The following is an 18,061-nucleotide window of genomic DNA, read 5'->3' on the forward strand; positions in this document are numbered from 1 at the left end:
AATGACTGCAATAATCACAATAGCTGATAAATTTAGAAATATCTTTCAAAGATTTAGTCGCTTCGGTACTTGGTTTTTGGAACATCAGCGGCGCAATTTAATTGCAATATTTAGTCTGTTTATCCTGATAGCTTTTAGTACAACCGTGATGGTTAATATTACACCACGCCCCTCAAATTTGCCAAGTACGGAGTTAAATACACCAGTTTCATTTGGCACTTTGAACAAAACCGCTAGTCTAACAAAAAGTGTTTTTAATAAAAATAATGGTGTTTTGGAACTGCATTATACAATCTCTGACGGAGCTGTTTCTGATCAAGATTTGGTTGATATTAGCAAAATTAAATTCACTGCTATGACCGATCATGGTGGCAATCAAGTGACAGGTCGTGTCGTGCCAACATCAAATAATACACTCGTGGTCCAATTTAAAAACTTGAGTCATAACTTCAATGCTGTAACATTAACAGCTCATGATAAAAGCATCAATACTGCCACAGTCGAAGCGCCAAGTAGCGTAGTTGCTGATAGTTCAAGTGCAAAGAAAACTAACGCAAAAAGTAATACCGCAAGCGGCAAATTCATCATCAATCGTGACAAAGTTTCTAAGTCAAATTCTCTGACATTTGCCAGCCAAAAGGAACTTGAAGTTAGCGAAAGTGATGCCAAAATTTCGGCACAACAAAAACTGGTTTCAAAGAATACGCACGCGATTGTTGAATATCAAAAAGCCATTGATCAACAACAGGCTTCCATCAAAAAGTATCAAAAAATACTCGCCCAGTCTGATGACTCAGATACTCAAGCTAGCATTGATAATGCTCGCTATGCCATTACACAAATAAGAACACAAATCAGTGATGCACAAAAAAATATTCAACGTGCTAAGACAAATATTACTCAATATCAAAGGACGAAAAAGCAAGTTGAAGATGGCAAATCATTGTTACCAAAAACAACAGATTTGTAATTCTAAATAGTTAAAGAAATTTCCCTAATGGGCTATTTTTTATAACAAAACCTGGGTACAGAAAGGGTACAGATAAGGTACAGAAAGGGTACAGACAAAATAAATCCTTACCGCCACTGGAATGCCCGCACGGCGGGGCTAAGGTACTGCGTACCGCCATTCCCTCTTAACCTGTTCACAATTATCAAAATATATTTAGGAGTTTTCATGGATACAGTTAGAAAAGATATACGTGGATTGAATCCAGACGTATTAGACGTAATCGAAAAACGTGCCAAACGGGAGGGCGTTACATCAAATGACTTGTTGAGAGAGTTGATAACTAACTATGCGCGCCAAATTGAAGAAGATAGCGCAGCAAAAATATTGCATACTTATCTCGATGATTTAATCATGGCTAACAATAATGTTGTGCACGGATTAAATGACAATACAATTGCCATTGGTGAAATGTTTAAAATAATTCTAGCAAGACTTGAAATGTATTTTCCAGACCTAAATGATGAGGTAGAACGAATTCAAAAAAACGCTCGCCCTCAGGAAAAAAATTTGCCAAAGTCGATTGACTTTGATGAGTTTGAATAAGCAGAAGAGGTTCAAATGAAAAATTATAAACGTGGTCGATTTGCAAGAAGAATTCTATTTGGCATTGTCATATTGATAGGTATTGTCTATTTAAACCGTGTGTCGATTTTGCAAAAAATTGTTGCACTAGGTTCGCAATCACAACTGATTAATATTGATAAACAAAGTAGCTCTCCAACACAAAATGATGAGCTAGTTAACTTGAAATACACTGGTCAAACAGTTGTTGAAGTCAATCATAATCAACCAACATTTACACAAGATGATTTACAAATTAGACAGGGTGGCTGGCAAAAACTTTCGTCATTAGATTGGTTAGGCAGACCACAAGTTGCTAATGCGTTGCTTAACCTAAAATTGATGCCCCCCTCTCAAAAGTATCAAGCCCGTGAACGATTAACAATCAAAACGCCAGGTTACCATGCCATTAAGACGGGAACGAATACTACAGACTGGTTATACAACCGTAGTCATCTGATTGGGTATCAATTTACTGGTCTAAACAATGAAGCCAAAAATTTGATCACGGGGACACGACAGTTGAACGCAGACAGTCGTGTCAATGCTAAAAGTATGGTGACTTACGAAACAGAAATTGCGGATTATTTGCATCAATCAAAAAATAATTATGTTCGTTATCAAGTCGCACCAATTTACAAAAATGTTGAGTTAGTTCCCCGCGGTGTTCACATGATGGCACAGTCAAATGACAAGACTTTGAAATTTAATGTCTATGTTTTTAACGTTCAAGATGGCTGGACAATCAACTACTTAAACGGTAATGCTGAAAGGAGTGAATAAATGAAAGATGCAATAGAATTCAAAACAAGTCAAATGAAGGCGCTCATCAAAAGAAGAAATGTTTTGAATAAAAAGTATGATACAACTTTACCCGAAGATATTCCTTTGGATGTTAAATCAGAACTAAAGTTTATCGACAAAATTTTACAAGAATTCGACATTGATGAGGAAATTTTTGCAAAACAAGGAAAGACAATTAATATCAAAAATTCGCGGGACGAAGAATGGTACTTTCAACAAATGAAGCATTGGGCTGAAAGAAATCCAAGGTCTACAAATGGACAGTTTGGTAAAAGTACACTGTATAGATTTGCTTTGCATTTCTTCGTAGAAAATATTGCGCTTAATGCCAACAATGCACGTCTTAATTATTCAGAACTAGCCCAGAAGGTAACTGATGCCCACTCCACAAAAAGTGATTCAAAATTGACTGCGCAATTGGCAAATGTAGAGAATTTATTAGGTTTTCTTTTAACCATGCAGCAACGTCAACTTGAATACATTCCAGAAGGCATTAATTTAGAAAATGGTTTTGTTAAATATGCCATCAACCCAATTAATCCAACAGAATTCCAGCAATTTGGTACACCAACGGAACTTAATCCAAACAATGAATTGGCACAATCCTATGAAGAATATAAAAAAATTCGGAGTCGCGATAAGCAACTGATCAAAAAGTATCATCAAACAGGAGGACAACTCGATGACGACTAAAAAGTATAATGAAAGAAAAACACAATTGACAAAGTATTTAGAACAGCTTGATGAGTTCAATTGGCACCATCCTACTCAAGTTAGTGATATGGTCGATAGTCAACATGAACGCGATAATCGAACTTACTATTTGGCACAGCTCAGTTTAGTTTTGTTTAATAACTATCAACAATCCTACATGCAAATTGGTCAGATGTTAAACATGTCTTCCAGAACGGCTCGCCGTTTGACGATTGACTACCAACAAGAGTTTGATAGTTTAGAAGAGATTATGGAGGAATTGCAAAATGGCGAAGACTGGTAAAATTGCCGCCTTTGCACTGGGTGAAAAAAAGACAGCAATGGTTAATCTACCCGCGCAGTTTGTCACGTCTAGTACAGCAGATATAAAGGGACAAAATTTCTCAGATTTAGTTGACTACGCTAATAATTCGGAAAAGACAAACGATCTTAATAATGAGTCCATGAACGATTTAATTGACTTAAAGGAACAATTTAGCAAGCCTGGCTATGCTAACCGCAATTCTGCGGTAACAGAAACGCATCCAATATTTGGTAGCGATAAACTAAATTATGATAATCACGATATTTCTGTATTGAGAAAAGACTTGGATGAGACTCAAAAAAATGGCAATAATATCCATGAACTCGCTTTTTCAATCAGAGGCGATTGGTTAGTTAAAAACAATCTCTATGATCCCGAAACTCGTATGATAGACCAAAATAAATTGAAGCATGCAGAACAAGAGGTTGCTAAGACGCTAATTAACAAAGGATTTAATTTACCTTTGGGAGAAGATGAAAATGACATTGTTTGGTTTGGTGTGATTCATCAGGATACTGACCACCTAAACATGCATCTGTGGTTTGCTAAAAAAAGCCAAGAAACGCGTCCTGAGATGATCAAGCAAGAAGGTAAGTATAAAGGGCAGCCAATAGGTGTTATACCTCTGGAAGTGATTGAACAAGCCAAACGACAGTTTAGAAAACAATTAATGTCATCACAGGAACTAAGACGGCATCAGGAAATATTAAAAGGTGTTGGTGGCTTTAAAAAAGAAATTGTGGAGGCAGCGCTAGACAACCTTTTAAATGATCGTCATGCTAAAGCCATCAAACAAATTTACGATGCTTTACCTCAAAACATGAAAGGGCGGTGGCAGGTTGGTAATGCTCATTTAACAGCTGGAAAAGGCAGGATGGCAAAAGCAAATCAATTAACCGATCAACTAATAGATGATTTGTTTGCCGAAGAGCTTAAACCTGAATATGAGGGTTTTAAGTCGCTGGCACAAGAATACGACGCCATTAATATTGAAGACCAGGGCGTGATGCATAAGGGACAACTCAAATGGTCTGAGAATAAGGAAGAGGAATTAAGGAAACGCTTAGCGAATCAACTCTACAAACATTTAGCACAAATTGAAGATACCTCACTAAATGATATTGACCAACAAATGTCTGAGCTACTAAGCAATGTAAAAAAGCGCGACAAAGGCGGCATCACAGACAAAACTAAAATTGCATCTAGCCCTGAGGAAATAAAATTGACCCCCAAGCCGTGGTTCGACAATGTCAACCCAAATATAACAAAGAAGCACATAGGTGATCAGATGCCAGTGCGGGGTGGCTCGTTTAATAAAATTAGTCGTTTGTGGCGGCAGGACATCCGTGCTGAGACAAATGCAGAACGTCAATTCTTAAGAAATCAAAAAAAAGTTGAACAAGAAAAGGCTAACGAAGAATACGAGTCAGAAATATCCAGAAGATTGTAAGGAGAAAAATTTTCTTGTCAAATGGTTTTTTAGCATCTGTGAAAATTACAGATAAAAGCATTATAATAGTTTACCCTCGATAAATAATGTAATGACAATATCTCGCACCCTTTTAAAAATTTTTCATTTTAGATTAATTAATAACAAAATTAAAATAAATAAATAATTTATTCCATATATTAATTAGCTTTTTTATAAGACATTAAAAGTCCGTAGCGATTATTTGAGTACAATTTCGTATTTCAAAAAAATATAAAAAAGGTCAATCTATGTTAGATTATCTAACAGGAAATGTGAATACTATAATAATTTGTGATAAATTCTAATCATATCATAAGGAGGGTTGTATTCGATGAAACTAGAAGATATTAATTACATTGTGAAAATTTTAAATGAAAATAACTTGACCCATATTTCTTTTAGGAATGGTGACTCTAAAATTAGTGTTTCAAAAAATATTCTTAGCAATTTTCAAAGCGGTGTGAATGCTGAGTCAGAGACAGAAAAACAAGTACCTACTAGTGAGTATATTACATCGCCTACGGTCGGAACTTTCTATGTTTCATCTGACCCAGAGTCAACACCGTTTATTTCTGTTGGACAAAAAGTAACAAAGTCAACAGTTGTAGGTATTGTTGAAGCTATGAAAATGATGACTGATGTTTTAGCAAACAAGGATGGTTTAATAGCTGAAATTTTAGTTTCAGACGGTGAATCAATTGAATACGGTCAAAAGTTGTTTAGGTTATCGTAATGGGTGAAAAATTTGTAGACAATTTCAAAGTTTTAATTGCAAATCGAGGAGAAATAGCTGTTAGAATAATTCGTGCTGTCAAAATGTTAGGATTTCAAACCGTTGCGGTATATTCGTCAGCAGACAAAGACTCATTACATGTAGCAATGGCGGATGAATCAGTACAAATCGGTCCGTCTAATGTTGCAGATAGTTATTTGAATCAAAAAGCAATTTTAGCAGCGGCTGAGATCACACATGCAGATGCGATTCATCCAGGATATGGTTTTTTGTCAGAGAATCCTAATTTTGCCAAGCAGGTTGAAGAAATGGGAATCGCCTTTATTGGTCCAACTAGTGAAGTTATCGCACAAATGGGTGATAAAGAAAAAGCCAGGCAATTTATGTCAGAGGCTGGAGTTCCTATTGTTTCAGGTAGTGATAGTTTTTTTGAAGATGTTGATATTGGTTTTAAACAGGCAAAAAAAATTGGATATCCAGTTATGCTAAAGTCAGTAGCTGGTGGTGGCGGAAAAGGTATGCGTCTAGTATCAAATCAAGACAGTTTTAAATCGCTTTTTGAGGTAGCCCAGAGTGAAATCATGGCGTCAGTTGGTGATCCACGGATGTATCTTGAGAAATTTGTTTCTAAACCGCGTCATATTGAAGTACAAATCCTAGGTGACGGTTTAGGCAATGCCATAGTTTTGGGGGAACGAGACTGTACGATTCAAAGTCACCATCAAAAAGTAATCGAAGAAGCTCCTAGTCATTTACTGGATGAAACGACACGAAAAAAAATGTTAGCAGTTTCTCTAAATGCTGTAAAAAGAATGGCTTATCGAAGTGCAGGCACTTTTGAATTTTTATATCAGGGTCCTGGAAAATTTTATTTCATGGAAATGAATACAAGAATTCAAGTTGAGCATGCTATTTCTGAAGAAGTTTCAGGAATCGATATTGTATCAGCTCAAATTCAATTAGCAAGTGGTCGAAATATAAATGACATTTCAATTGGCTCAAAAAACAATTATGCTATTGAGGCACGCGTGTCCGCTCTATCCGCAGGCACAATTACTGGATTACATTTGCCCACCGGATTAGGAATTAGAATTGAAACGGCTGTGTATCAAGGATATAAAGTACCTCCATATTATGACGCGATGATTGTAAAAATTATTGCAACTGGCATGACTCGGCATGAGACATTAAAAAGATTGCAGATAGCGATAGAAGAGACAGTTATATTAGGTGTGGACACAAATTTAGATTTGTTGATGAGAATTATTATTCACCCCGACTACATGTCAGATAAGAATAAAACAGACATTGACTGGTTGGATTTTCAAATGAAAGAATAGGAAATTTTTAAAATGACACCAACAGAATTTAGAAAAAAAGTGAGAAATAACGAATTTCAAAAGCCAACTGCTGGGATGTGCCCAGGATATGCTCAAACAAATTTAATTGTTCTTCCTTGGGAAGATGCATACGACTTTCTATTATTTGCTCAGCGTAATCCTAAACCTATTCCCATCCTGGAAGTCACAGAAGTAGGAAGCAGAGAGTTGCAAACATTAGGGAATGACATTGATGTTGCTACAGATTTTCCAAAATATCGTATTTATCGAAATGGCAAAATGGTTGACGAATATTTGTCCGTTGTAGACTTTTGGCGTGAAGATTTGGTTAGTTTTTTGATAGGATGTAGTTTTTCCTTTGAGGATTTACTAGTCGATGCAGGCATCGAAATTCGTCACATTACTGAAAAAGCAAATGTGCCAATGTTCAATACAAATATTCCCTTAAAGCAAGCGGGTAAATTTTCGGGGAATATGGTTGTAAGCATGAGGCCTATAAAAAGTAGTCAAATAGCTACAGCGGTTAATGTAACGAATCGGTTACCAGGCGTTCATGGTGCTCCAATTCAGATTGGAAATCCAGCAGAAATTGGTATATATGATCTTGCCCATCCAGATTATGGTGACGCGGTTACCATTAATGAAAATGAAATACCTGTGTTTTGGGCATGTGGTGTAACGCCACAAGCAGCAGTAATGGCTTCGAAACCAAAATTTGCCATTACACATTCACCAGGACACATGTTGATTACTAATATATCAAATAAGGACCTTAGCGTGTGAATAAAATGATAAAAGTGGATTTTAACTCAGATTTAGGAGAAAGTTTTGGAAATTATAAAATTGGCCTAGACAGTGAAATTTTACATCAAGTTACTTCTGCAAATGTTGCTTGTGGATTTCACGCTGGTGATGCGTCAATTATGGCTCAGACTGTTCAACTAGCACTTGACAAAGGTGTTGCAATTGGAGCTCATCCAGGCTTTCCAGATTTACAGGGTTTTGGTCGACGTAAAATTGAGATGAATACATCAGACATCACGGATATAGTGGCTTACCAAGTTGGCGCTCTGTCTGCTTTCACCCCTGATCACAAATTGCATCACGTTAAAGCTCATGGTGCTTTATACAATTTGGCAGCGAAAGATCGACTAATAGCTGATGCTGTAATAACTGGAATTAAGTTAGTTGATCCGCAAACAATTGTATATGGATTGGCCAACAGTGAATTAATTAAAGCAGCACAAAATGCCAATATGAAGTTCGCTCAAGAAGTATTTGCTGATAGAAATTACCAATCTGATGGGTCTCTTGTTCCACGGTCACAGCCAAACGCCGTTATTTCAAATCCAGCGGAAGCTGCTCAGCGAGCCCTTGAAATGGTGGAAAAAAAATCCGTCGTGTCTGTTACCGGGGAGGTTGTGCCTCTAGCGGTGGATTCTATTTGTGTTCATGGTGACAACCACTCTGCTGTGGACTTGGCCATAGAGATTAAAAAACTGCTTCTTGAGAATCAAGTTACAGTGACCAATAAAATCTGTTAAGAGGATAAAAATATGGATCAAAACAAAATAAAAAGCAACTCAGAGTTGTCAATTAATAAAAGAAGCGCACGTTCTGTTGCGATGGGAGCAGCATTTGTCATGGCAATGGCTGCTGTTGGCCCAGGATTTTTAACACAAACAGCGACCTTTACAAGTCAATTAGGACCGAGCTTTGGGTTCGCAATTTTAATAACAATTTTGATTGACATTGTTGTGCAAATGAATATTTGGAGAATTATTACTGTATCTGGAAAACATGCGCAACAAATTGCTAATGATATTTTCCCTGGATTAGGCTACTTTTTAACTTTTTTAATTGTGGTCGGTGGTTTCTTTTTTAATATTGGAAATGTTGCTGGAGCAGGACTTGGTTTAAATGTTTTGTTTGGTATATCAGCCGAAAACGGAGCTGTCATTGCTGCTGTTTTGGCAATAATTGTATTTGTTGTCAGAAATGCATTGCTAGTAATGGATCGCACAGTACAAGTGCTAGCTGTCGTAAAAATTGCAGTTTTAATTTATATTTTGTCTGTTACTACTGTCCCTGTTAGTTCAGCAATCAAACATACCTTTTTACCAAGTAATATAGATTTTTATTCGATAGTAACTATTGTTGGTGGTACAGTAGGGGGCTACATTTCTTTCGCAGGTGGTCACCGTTTGTTAGAGGGTGGAGTGCATGGACAAAAAGGATTGAAATACGTAAATGAGGGCGCGCTTTCAGGAATTGGAATTGCATCAGTAATTCGTGTCATGTTATTTTTAGCCGGGCTGGCAGTCGTAATGGCTGGTCATAAGTTAGATCCCTTGAATCCAGCAGCTGATATTTTTAAAATTGCAGCTGGAAACTTTGGTTATAAGTTCTTTGGTTTACTGTTGTTCGCTGCTGGCATGACTTCCATTCTCGGATCGACATTCACATCAGTGTCATTTATGAATTATTCACACTCTCCTGAGGGTGCCGTAAAATTTCAAAAGTACCGTCCATACCTTGTCATTGGTTTCATTGCTGTTTCAACCTTAGTATTTTACATTGTAGGTAAGCCCGCTCAAATTTTAGTTGTAGTTGGTGCGATTAATGGGCTAATTTTACCTATTGCTTTGGCCATTTTATTGATTGGGGCATATAAAAACAAAATTATGGGTACTGATTATAAGCATCCCATACTACTAAGCATTTTTGGCTGGATTGTGGTCCTATTCATGGCATTTGCTGGCATCGAAACGCTCATTCATACATTATAAAAGGGGTCTAAATGAATTCAAAAGTTATTTTTTCTGGTGACACAAGTATTAACGTTGTATTTGAAAATGTTGTTTCAGAAAAAATTAGCAATCAAGTACTATCGATAGCTAAATTAGTAGAGAGGCAACATATAAATGGGTTGGTGGATATTATACCCGCTTATCGAGAAGTTACATTTGTTTTTGATCCACTTGTTCTAGATATTGCATCATTTAAGCATTTTTTAGAAAAGCAATTAAACAAAATGGATGGTGAAATAGTTGATAAAAACGGAAGACACTATGATATACCTGTACTTTATAATGATGAAGTGGGATTAGATTTGCTAGAGGTTGCTAAATATCATGGGTTATCTCTAGAAGAAGTAATTCATCTTCATACGGCACAAGCATATAGAATTTATATGTTAGGATTTTTACCCGGTTTTGCATATCTTGGTGGCTTAGATGCAAAGCTTCATACACCTCGTAAAAATACACCAAGACTAAGAATTCCTGCTGGTTCTATTGCTATTGGTGGGGAACAAACAGGATATTATCCTGTTGACTCTCCGGGCGGTTGGCAGATTATTGGTCAAACACCATTAGTTATGTTTGATTCGAATCGACCTGAAATAAAACTTCATGCTGGAGACAGGATGAAGTTTTATGCAATAGATAAGCTTGAATTCCAAAAATTGAAAGGTACGCATTTTGATGATTTTGTTTCTAAGGAGAAAACGCTATGAATACTATAAAAATCATAACACCTGGAATGCTAGCGACGGTTCAAGATGATGGTAGAATAGGTCACCAGGGTGAAGGGTTTTTGAATTCTGGCGTTATGGACATTTTTTCTTATCAGATTGGTAACGCACTTGTGGGTAATAAATCGACAGATAAACCTGCTAGTATTGAGTTTGGCGTAACTGGGGGTAAGGTAAAATTTTCGAGTAGCACTATTGTAGCTATAACTGGTGCACGTGTAAATGCAAAGCTAAATGATGCTAGGGTGAGTCAGGATATTCCAATTTTAGTCAATGAAAATGACGTATTGGACTTTACGCAAATTATAGAAGGACGATTTGTATATTTGAGTGTTGCTGGTGGTATTCAGGTGCCAAAAGTTATGGGATCGCATGCGACTACTTTGGCCGTTAATTTGGGTGGTTTTAATGGAAAAAGATTAAAAAGTGGTGATGTATTGAATATTTTAGACGCGTCTCAGGCTTTTAATTACAATACTGTGAAGCTATTACCAAAAATGCCATTAAACCTAATTAGTTTAATTAAGACAAAGAAAATTCGAATTGTGCCCGGTCCTGAATATGACTGGTTTTCGGAGGATGAATGGCAAAAACTATTAAATAAACCATTTCACTTAGGCAAGCATATTGACCGTATGGGATACCGCATAGAAGGGCCAATGATTATTTTTAAACCAGAAAATTTATTGTCAGAAGCCAATATGAATGGCGCAATTCAAATATCTCGCGACGGGCAACCAATTGTTTTATTAGCGGATCGCGCTACTCATGGAGGATATCCTGTCATTGCTAAGGTTATCATTAGTGATTTAGGTACACTTGCGCAATGGCCACAACATAAACCAATACATTTTGAAAAGGTGTCATTAAATGATGCTTGGTTGGCTTCAGCGGAGAGAGCTGAGGTAGTACAAGGTATCTATAAATCGAAGCCATGGGAAATTTTATTACATACTCGAACCATGGCGAATAAAATCAAACGTTTTTTTAGAAAGGACACGAAAGAATGTTAGCAAAACGAGTCGACAGTTTAGAAGCGTCTCCAACGTTGGCAATGGGAAAAAAAGCTAAGGACATGATTGCTGATGGCATTGATGTCGTTAATTTAAGTCAAGGTGAGCCAGATTTTAATACACCTGACAATATTGGCAGAGCGGCACGGATTGCTATCAAAGATCACCTGACTGATTCCTATACAGCTACAAATGGATTAGTTGAACTCAAAAATGCTGTGGTCGCTGCAGCAAAAAGAGATTACAATGTTTCCTTATTAACCGATCAAGTTGTGATTACGACTGGCGCAAAACTTGCCCTGTATGCATTGATGCAAATATTAGTTGATCCCGGAGACCTAGTTATAACTTCTGCCCCTTTTTGGGTTAGCTATTCAGAACAGGTCAAATTAGCCGGGGGATCTTTTAAAGCTATTGTTTCTTCTGATCCACAATTCAAGTTAACAATAGATGTTCTTAACAAATTAGAAGAAAAGCCTAAAGTAGTTATACTAAATACACCCAACAACCCAAGTGGCGCTGTTTACTCAAAGAATGAATTAGAATCAATTATTTCGTGGACAAAGACTAATGACGTATATCTAATTCTAGATGAAATTTATGGCAAATTAGTTTATGGCGACACAGTATTTCATTCTGGATTGTCACTAGAATCTCTTGTAAACAGTAAAATGATTATTATTAATGGCGTTTCTAAAGCATATGCGATGACTGGATGGCGTATTGGTTGGGCAATTGCTGATGTTTCTATAACGCATGCAATGACTAAAATATTAGGACACTTGACCTCAAATCCAACTGTAGTAGCACAGTATGCAGCAATTGAAGCATTGAACGGGCAACAAAAAAGTGTCGAAACAATGAGAAAATCGTTTGAAAGTAGACTAAATTTTTTGTATCGGGATTTGTCTGAAATTGATAATATCAGCATACCTTTTAAACCATCTGGATCATTTTATATTTTTTTCAAAATTGATAGTAAATTTATGAAAAAGAATAATTTTAAAAATACCAACGAAATCTCAATGGCACTGCTATCTGAGGAAAAACTAGCTATTCCTTCGGGTGAGGGATTTGGAATGCCCGGTTACCTTCGATTAAGTTATGCCAAATCAGAAGCCGAATTAATTGAAGCGGTTAAACGATTAAAACACTTTTTTAGCTAAAGATAAATTATTAAAACCATCAAGGTTTATAAATTGAGTGGAAGAAAAAATGAAAAAAGTTTTAGTGGCTTCACAAGTAGATGAAATAGCCAAAACCTTTTTAATACAACAAGGACTTCAAGTGCTTGAAAATAATCAAGAAACTGATAATTGTTTTGATGAGAATCCTGAGGTTGAAGCAGTATTATTAATGCCAATTAAATTTGATGATAATACAATGAATAAAATGCCAAATTTGAAAATTATAGCGAGGCATGGAGTTGGTTATGATAATGTCAGTCTTAGTGCTGCAACTCAGCGTGGAATCGTTGTCACAAACACACCTGGTGCAAATGCTAGCTCAGTGGCCGAGACTGCTTTGATGTTTTTATTAATGTCCGGACGTCAATTTGCCTCAAAACTAATCAATTCTAATACCAAAAGTTTAGCTCTTTCAACAGGTAATAGTTTTGGATACGAACTATCTCACAAAATTGTTGGCATTATTGGGTATGGGAACATTGGGCGGAAAATTGCTCGTCTTTTAAGCGGTTTCAATGTAAAAATTCTCGTAAATGCGAGACATAAATACGTAATAGGCAATGGTGAAATGGCTTCATTAGTTGAAATATACGAAAAAGCAGATTATATTGTTTTAGCATTACCTGCAACACATGAAACAACACACATGATTAACTCTGCTACGCTAAAACTAATGAAAAAAATGCCGTCTTGATCAATGTCGGGCGTGGTCAGCTTATTGATGAAGATGCATTATATAGTGCGTTAATAAATAATCAAATTTTTGGAGCAGGCTTGGACGTTACTGAAAATGAGCCTGTGAGTGCACAAAATCCATTGTATAGTCTGCCTAATGTATTTCTTACCCCACATGTTGCAGGACAATCGCGAGAAGCAAAAGAAAACGTTGCCCTCGAAGCAGCTAAAAAAATTACACGGGTATTAAATGGAAGTCAACCAAAACATCAAGTAAATAATTAGTCCTAGTTTAGATGCAAAAAACATATTATAAAATTAAAACGAAATACTTAATTAAAAAATCTGCAGTACCTGTGAAAAAGAATCGTTCATGTTTTTAGTTCAAGAGTGAAAAGTAAGGATTCAACTTTTTGTATAATTTTCAAGGACATTGAAGTCGAATGAAAATCAAATTATCAACTCAACAATTCATGATCAAAATCCTGATTATTTATTTTTATTTGAAACTAAAACAGTAAAATTCAGATACTCTACTCCATATTAAGTATAATACCAATATTTCACTAACTATAATTTAAGTTCTATATTGTCAGAAAATCGTTTCTCTTGGGAATTGATTACAAATCATGAAAAGCTGTTAACTAAAAAACGTCTAGCAAAAAATGTTAGACGTTTTAAATTAACCATAATTAAGTAATATATGATTACTCAAAATTAACTTTCACACTTGTTTCTTTGTCAGTCGACTTGAACAATGTGGTGTAATAATCCTGCTCTTATGCTAGATTTACGGACAGATTTTCTTCTGCCCTGTAAACTAATAGCATAGGAGCATTTTTTAATATGATTCGATACAAAAAAGAATTTAAGCAGTCTCTTGTTGAGATGCACAATCAAGGCCGTTCATATACTGATCTATCCGCTGAATACGGACCTTCGGTCGACTCAATCCGTAACTAGGTCAAGTTGTACGCGGTCCACGAAGTGGACGGCGAAAAATGGACGCAAGCTGATGTAAACGCATTACAAAAGGAAAACGACAAACTTCGCGAAGAACTTGAGATTTTAAAACGAGCCGCGGTGTTACTTTCGAAGTACAACTAACGCAAAATCGCGAGTTAGGACTGGAAATCATTGACCGTTCGCTCGCAATGGGACACCGCATAACAAGCGTTTTATCAGCTTTGAATATAGCTCGAAGCACTTATTATCAATGGAAAAATTGGCATCCCAGCCAACAAGAGACGCGTCGCAACGCTCTAAAAACGGCAATCAAAGCCGTCTACAACACCAATCGTGGGATCTATGGCTACCGACGCATCGCCGCATTTTTACGGTTCATTTTGAACACTGAAGTTGGTGATCGTTTGGTTTGGGAGCTCATGAATGAGATTAGCCTTAAATCTCGCATGGTCAGGAAGTCATATAAGAAGCCGACGACGACCACTGACACACCACAAAAGCCCAATCTCATGAAGAATTTGGATGATTTGAGTGGCGTTCTAACGACTGACATCACGTACATCCAGCTGATGAATAGAAACTGGGTTTACCTGGCGACGGTCTATGACCCAGAAAAACGCCGTGTTGTCTCATATGGACTGAGTTCAGAGATGACCAAGGAATTCGCAACATCTGTTGTCGTGAAAGCTCTAAGAGCCAACGGTAAACCAAAGATGATTCACAGCGACATGGGAAGCCAGTACACTTCAAGTCTGTTCGAAGGAACGTTGCAAAACGCTGGGATAGATCATTCTTACTCGCGTAAGGGGCATCCTTACGACAACGCACGTATCGAGAGCTTTCATTCGCTCATCAAGCGTGAGCTGATTTATCACGAAGAATACAGAACCATTGATGATGTCAGGGCATCTGTCGAATGGCATGTGAACTGGTACAACAACGAACGTATTAATTCACGCACTGAATGGCTTCAAGCCGCCTAGACCAATGTTTGGTTTACTTAATCTCGGTTTTCGGCACTAGCTGGTACGACGCCGTTTATAAGCCGTCACTTGTGAATTTCAAAAATTCGCCTTGTGAAGGCCTATTTGTTGCACGATACAACTTGTGAAATCCGGCTGATTCACAATCTATACCACCCGTTTTCTCTCACCGGCAGGGCTAAGCCCTGTTCCACCTACAAAAACACCCAGAAATCACGCCGTTTTAAGCTGAAATCCGGGTTTTGAAAAATTTTCGGAGTCCGGCACCTCTCGGTGCCGAAAAAACCTGTCCATAATCTTGACATCAGCGCCCAAGCTCATTTACCCACACATCCAAAATTTCCAACGATAGCTTTTAATCGTTCTGAATATGCACGACTTGGTGGTAAGGATTTCTATTCAGTTGATGTGTTGCCACGTAGTTTGGGCAGTGAAGCGGTTCGATTATTGTTTAACGATCAGCGCTCTGTCCTGGAGCAAACTAAGGCAACAAGCGTGATTGTGCCGTACCGTTTACCTGAATTTTGTGATGAGACGTGGTGAATTAAAATAATATTGCACGAAAGGCGCATGTCTCAAAAATGACACTTAGCCATGTAATTAATCATCCAGATCAAGTATCACCTTAACTGATGGTGCGAGTACAACATGCAATAAAAAAAAGACCGTTGACTATCTGCCAAATCAAGTCGTACGGTCATTAGTCAACCAACGCCATTATGTCATTCGTTTCTTACTTTTAGAAGATGTTACAACAGTTGAACCGAATTATTGATTCGATTAGCTATAATTTACAACAAAAAGGTTAGACACTGAAAATTAGCTTAGATATTACGGCAGAGACACAATCTATTGACGTGAATAATCGAGCAGGCATTGAATAAACGACTGAATATATGTGCCGGCAGGGATATCGTGATATTTATTATATTGTTTTATCGTTAGATTAGTATTGAACTTAATGCACAATTTCTAATTGCCGACTACGATTATCCGTGCGAGCGATTAGATTGCACTTGTTGTGCTAAGTGCGGTTCAGCCGAAATTAAACACCCATAAGACAAGCGTTTGTCTTAATTGTTGAAAAAATTGTCGCACAAATTATTTCTTAAATTGAATCAAAAAACGATAGAATTAGGAAATACCAGCATTTCAGCAGCTATAGCTGTTCGATAAACAACAAATTTGCATAATGTTATCGTTAACATTGTGCAAACGCTTCCATTGATTATCCCAATGTTCTATACTATAAAACGTAAACGGTTACATATATTGGTGTTCAGAACATGTTCCTGATTTCAAAAAAAAACAGTTTCATCACGAATTGTTCATATAAATGGTGCATGATTAGAGCAAATCAGTTATGTTTCAAAAAAATTTTGGAGGAATTAATGATGGTAGATAAGAAAAAAGGGCAGGGTTTGCCAAACCTGCCGCTAAGCACCATTTGGATGCTGAGTTTTGGATTTTTGGGCGTGCAGATGGCATTTTCATTGCAGAGTTCCCAAATGGGACGTATTTTTCAGACCTTGGGTGCTGATCCCACTAAGTTAGGATTTTTCTTCATCCTACCACCATTGGCAGGGTTGTTTGTTCAACCACTAGTTGGTTATTTTTCAGATCGCACTTGGACAAAACGCTTTGGTCGTCGAATGCCTTACCTATTGGTTGGCGCTCTTGTGTCAGTTATTGTGATGTTCTTGTTGCCTAATTCAGGTAGTTTTGGTTTTTCAACTACTGCTGGTTTGTGGTTTGGAGCAATCACAATTTTGTTCATGGATTTGAGTTCTAATGTTGCAATGCAACCCTTCAAGATGGTTGTGGGTGACATGGTTAATGAAGACCAAAAGTCATACGCATACTCAATTCAAAGTTTCTTATCTAATACAGGATCTGTGTTGGCAACCATTTTCCCATTCTTGCTGACAGCGATTGGTGTTGCTAACACAGCGCCTAAAGGTCAAGTGCCAGCATCTGTAATTATTTCATTCTATGTTGGTGCGTTAGTCTTAGTTGTCTTTTCACTGATTGCAGTCTTTAACGTGAAAGAATACGATGATGCCACTTATGAGCTATATCATGGCTATGCTTTGAATACACCAAATGATGGTGAAGGTGGCTTCTTGACTTTGTTAAAGCGCGCGCCAAAAACATTTTGGATGGTTACTTTGACTCAGTTCTTCTGCTGGATGGCATTCCAATATTTGTGGACCTACGGTACTGGTGCTGTGGCAGACAATATTTTCCATGCAACTGATCCAACAACGGCCGGTTACCAAAATGGTGGAAACTGGTTTGGTATCATGTCAGCGGTTTATGCTATTGCAGCCGTTGTGTGGTCGTTAGTATTATCAAAGATTCCAGCAAACAAAAACAAAACAGGTTATGCTTTGTCACTATTTTTGGGGGCAATTGGGTTCACATCAGTGTTCTTTATTCATTCACAGTATTTGTTGATTGGCTCATTTATTTTAATCGGTATTTCATGGGCAGGTATGATGGCATACCCATTCATTATGGTAACCAACGCATTACCCGGTGATCACATGGGGACTTATCTAGGATTGTTTAACGGTTCAATTTGCTTGCCACAAATTGTAGCCTCAGTTGCTAGTTTTGCACTATTCCCAGCACTTGGTTCACATTTCCCATCAATGATCTTAGTATCCGGAATCTTAATGTTAATTGGTGCTGTTAGTGTTGGGTTTATCAATGAAATTCACAGTAATCCAGTAGATGCACAATAATGGCTAACGCTTCGGC

The 18,061-nt window shown here is 37.3% G+C and carries 17 protein-coding genes and 2 pseudogenes; all 19 read left to right on the plus strand.

The window, feature by feature from the left end; translation table 11 throughout:
- Position 1 precedes the first annotated feature (1 nt).
- Positions 2 to 970 (plus strand): hypothetical protein, encoded by a 969-nt coding sequence (locus tag HFP47_RS03575; RefSeq protein WP_141266969.1) that lies wholly within the window; start codon positions 2 to 4, stop codon positions 968 to 970.
- A 207-nt stretch (positions 971 to 1,177) separates the two neighbouring features.
- Positions 1,178 to 1,555 carry a ribbon-helix-helix protein, CopG family gene (locus tag HFP47_RS03580; protein WP_061514853.1) on the plus strand — a complete coding sequence of 126 codons (378 nt, stop codon included), beginning with the start codon at positions 1,178 to 1,180 and terminating at the stop codon, positions 1,553 to 1,555.
- Positions 1,556 to 1,570: 15 nt separating this feature from the next.
- Positions 1,571 to 2,356 carry a DNA/RNA non-specific endonuclease gene (locus HFP47_RS03585; protein ID WP_084014644.1) on the plus strand — a complete coding sequence of 262 codons (786 nt, stop codon included), beginning with the start codon at positions 1,571 to 1,573 and terminating at the stop codon, positions 2,354 to 2,356.
- Positions 2,357 to 3,070 (plus strand): hypothetical protein, encoded by a 714-nt coding sequence (locus HFP47_RS03590; RefSeq protein WP_084014645.1) that lies wholly within the window; start codon positions 2,357 to 2,359, stop codon positions 3,068 to 3,070.
- A complete protein-coding gene (locus tag HFP47_RS03595; RefSeq protein ID WP_050884823.1) occupies positions 3,060 to 3,374 on the plus strand; it encodes a hypothetical protein in 315 nt (104 codons plus the stop codon). Before HFP47_RS03590 ends, HFP47_RS03595 begins: the two co-directional genes overlap by 11 nt.
- Positions 3,358 to 4,845 carry a MobP2 family relaxase gene (gene mobP2 / locus HFP47_RS03600; RefSeq protein WP_013102215.1) on the plus strand — a complete coding sequence of 496 codons (1,488 nt, stop codon included), beginning with the start codon at positions 3,358 to 3,360 and terminating at the stop codon, positions 4,843 to 4,845. The genes HFP47_RS03595 and mobP2 overlap by 17 nt, the downstream gene beginning before the upstream one ends.
- Before the next feature lie 352 nt (positions 4,846 to 5,197).
- Positions 5,198 to 5,599 carry a biotin/lipoyl-containing protein gene (locus HFP47_RS03605; RefSeq protein WP_011679739.1) on the plus strand — a complete coding sequence of 134 codons (402 nt, stop codon included), beginning with the start codon at positions 5,198 to 5,200 and terminating at the stop codon, positions 5,597 to 5,599.
- Positions 5,599 to 6,939 (plus strand): acetyl/propionyl/methylcrotonyl-CoA carboxylase subunit alpha, encoded by a 1,341-nt coding sequence (locus HFP47_RS03610; RefSeq protein WP_179876044.1) that lies wholly within the window; start codon positions 5,599 to 5,601, stop codon positions 6,937 to 6,939. The genes HFP47_RS03605 and HFP47_RS03610 overlap by 1 nt, the downstream gene beginning before the upstream one ends.
- Before the next feature lie 12 nt (positions 6,940 to 6,951).
- Positions 6,952 to 7,722: a putative hydro-lyase gene (locus HFP47_RS03615; protein WP_061514856.1), complete on the plus strand. Its 771-nt coding sequence runs from the start codon at positions 6,952 to 6,954 to the stop codon at positions 7,720 to 7,722.
- 5 nt (positions 7,723 to 7,727) lie between these two features.
- Positions 7,728 to 8,483 carry a LamB/YcsF family protein gene (locus tag HFP47_RS03620; RefSeq protein ID WP_179876395.1) on the plus strand — a complete coding sequence of 252 codons (756 nt, stop codon included), beginning with the start codon at positions 7,728 to 7,730 and terminating at the stop codon, positions 8,481 to 8,483.
- A gap of 12 nt (positions 8,484 to 8,495) precedes the next feature.
- On the plus strand, positions 8,496 to 9,728 hold the full coding sequence (locus HFP47_RS03625; RefSeq protein WP_011679742.1) for an NRAMP family divalent metal transporter: 1,233 nt from the start codon (positions 8,496 to 8,498) through the stop codon (positions 9,726 to 9,728).
- Positions 9,729 to 9,739: 11 nt separating this feature from the next.
- On the plus strand, positions 9,740 to 10,456 hold the full coding sequence (gene pxpB / locus HFP47_RS03630; protein WP_011679743.1) for a 5-oxoprolinase subunit PxpB: 717 nt from the start codon (positions 9,740 to 9,742) through the stop codon (positions 10,454 to 10,456).
- Positions 10,453 to 11,487: a biotin-dependent carboxyltransferase family protein gene (locus tag HFP47_RS03635; RefSeq protein WP_179876045.1), complete on the plus strand. Its 1,035-nt coding sequence runs from the start codon at positions 10,453 to 10,455 to the stop codon at positions 11,485 to 11,487. Before pxpB ends, HFP47_RS03635 begins: the two co-directional genes overlap by 4 nt.
- Positions 11,481 to 12,653, plus strand: a complete 1,173-nt coding sequence (locus HFP47_RS03640; RefSeq protein WP_011679745.1) for a pyridoxal phosphate-dependent aminotransferase — start codon at positions 11,481 to 11,483, stop codon at positions 12,651 to 12,653. Before HFP47_RS03635 ends, HFP47_RS03640 begins: the two co-directional genes overlap by 7 nt.
- Positions 12,654 to 12,702: 49 nt before the next feature.
- Positions 12,703 to 13,634: pseudogene (locus tag HFP47_RS03645) on the plus strand (phosphoglycerate dehydrogenase).
- A gap of 848 nt (positions 13,635 to 14,482) precedes the next feature.
- Positions 14,483 to 15,298, plus strand: a complete 816-nt coding sequence (locus HFP47_RS03655) for an IS3 family transposase (protein ID WP_373562333.1) — start codon at positions 14,483 to 14,485, stop codon at positions 15,296 to 15,298.
- A 309-nt stretch (positions 15,299 to 15,607) separates the two neighbouring features.
- Positions 15,608 to 15,841, plus strand: a pseudogene (locus HFP47_RS03660) (transcriptional regulator); the annotation flags it as partial.
- A gap of 38 nt (positions 15,842 to 15,879) precedes the next feature.
- A complete protein-coding gene (locus HFP47_RS10605) occupies positions 15,880 to 15,927 on the plus strand; it encodes a hypothetical protein (RefSeq protein WP_232684068.1) in 48 nt (15 codons plus the stop codon).
- A 765-nt stretch (positions 15,928 to 16,692) separates the two neighbouring features.
- Positions 16,693 to 18,045: an SLC45 family MFS transporter gene (locus tag HFP47_RS03670; RefSeq protein WP_011679747.1), complete on the plus strand. Its 1,353-nt coding sequence runs from the start codon at positions 16,693 to 16,695 to the stop codon at positions 18,043 to 18,045.
- Positions 18,046 to 18,061: the final 16 nt, after the last annotated feature.

The sequence above is a fragment of the Leuconostoc sp. DB-1 genome (assembly GCF_013414845.1).
Classification (GTDB): Bacteria; Bacillota; Bacilli; order Lactobacillales; family Lactobacillaceae; genus Leuconostoc; species Leuconostoc mesenteroides.

Bases quoted from the DNA above. Each gene is read 5' to 3' on its own strand.
- HFP47_RS03575 (WP_141266969.1), top strand. From the start codon at position 2: ATGACTGCAATAATCACAATAGCTGATAAATTTAGAAATATCTTTCAA.
- HFP47_RS03625 (WP_011679742.1), top strand. From the start codon at position 8,496: ATGGATCAAAACAAAATAAAAAGCAACTCAGAGTTGTCAATTAATAAA.
- mobP2 (WP_013102215.1), top strand. From the start codon at position 3,358: ATGGCGAAGACTGGTAAAATTGCCGCCTTTGCACTGGGTGAAAAAAAG.
- HFP47_RS03585 (WP_084014644.1), top strand. From the start codon at position 1,571: ATGAAAAATTATAAACGTGGTCGATTTGCAAGAAGAATTCTATTTGGC.
- HFP47_RS03640 (WP_011679745.1), top strand. From the start codon at position 11,481: ATGTTAGCAAAACGAGTCGACAGTTTAGAAGCGTCTCCAACGTTGGCA.
- HFP47_RS03620 (WP_179876395.1), top strand. From the start codon at position 7,728: ATGATAAAAGTGGATTTTAACTCAGATTTAGGAGAAAGTTTTGGAAAT.
- HFP47_RS03580 (WP_061514853.1), top strand. From the start codon at position 1,178: ATGGATACAGTTAGAAAAGATATACGTGGATTGAATCCAGACGTATTA.
- HFP47_RS03590 (WP_084014645.1), top strand. From the start codon at position 2,357: ATGAAAGATGCAATAGAATTCAAAACAAGTCAAATGAAGGCGCTCATC.
- HFP47_RS03615 (WP_061514856.1), top strand. From the start codon at position 6,952: ATGACACCAACAGAATTTAGAAAAAAAGTGAGAAATAACGAATTTCAA.
- HFP47_RS03605 (WP_011679739.1), top strand. From the start codon at position 5,198: ATGAAACTAGAAGATATTAATTACATTGTGAAAATTTTAAATGAAAAT.
- pxpB (WP_011679743.1), top strand. From the start codon at position 9,740: ATGAATTCAAAAGTTATTTTTTCTGGTGACACAAGTATTAACGTTGTA.
- HFP47_RS03670 (WP_011679747.1), top strand. From the start codon at position 16,693: ATGGTAGATAAGAAAAAAGGGCAGGGTTTGCCAAACCTGCCGCTAAGC.
- HFP47_RS03635 (WP_179876045.1), top strand. From the start codon at position 10,453: ATGAATACTATAAAAATCATAACACCTGGAATGCTAGCGACGGTTCAA.
- HFP47_RS03610 (WP_179876044.1), top strand. From the start codon at position 5,599: ATGGGTGAAAAATTTGTAGACAATTTCAAAGTTTTAATTGCAAATCGA.
- HFP47_RS03595 (WP_050884823.1), top strand. From the start codon at position 3,060: ATGACGACTAAAAAGTATAATGAAAGAAAAACACAATTGACAAAGTAT.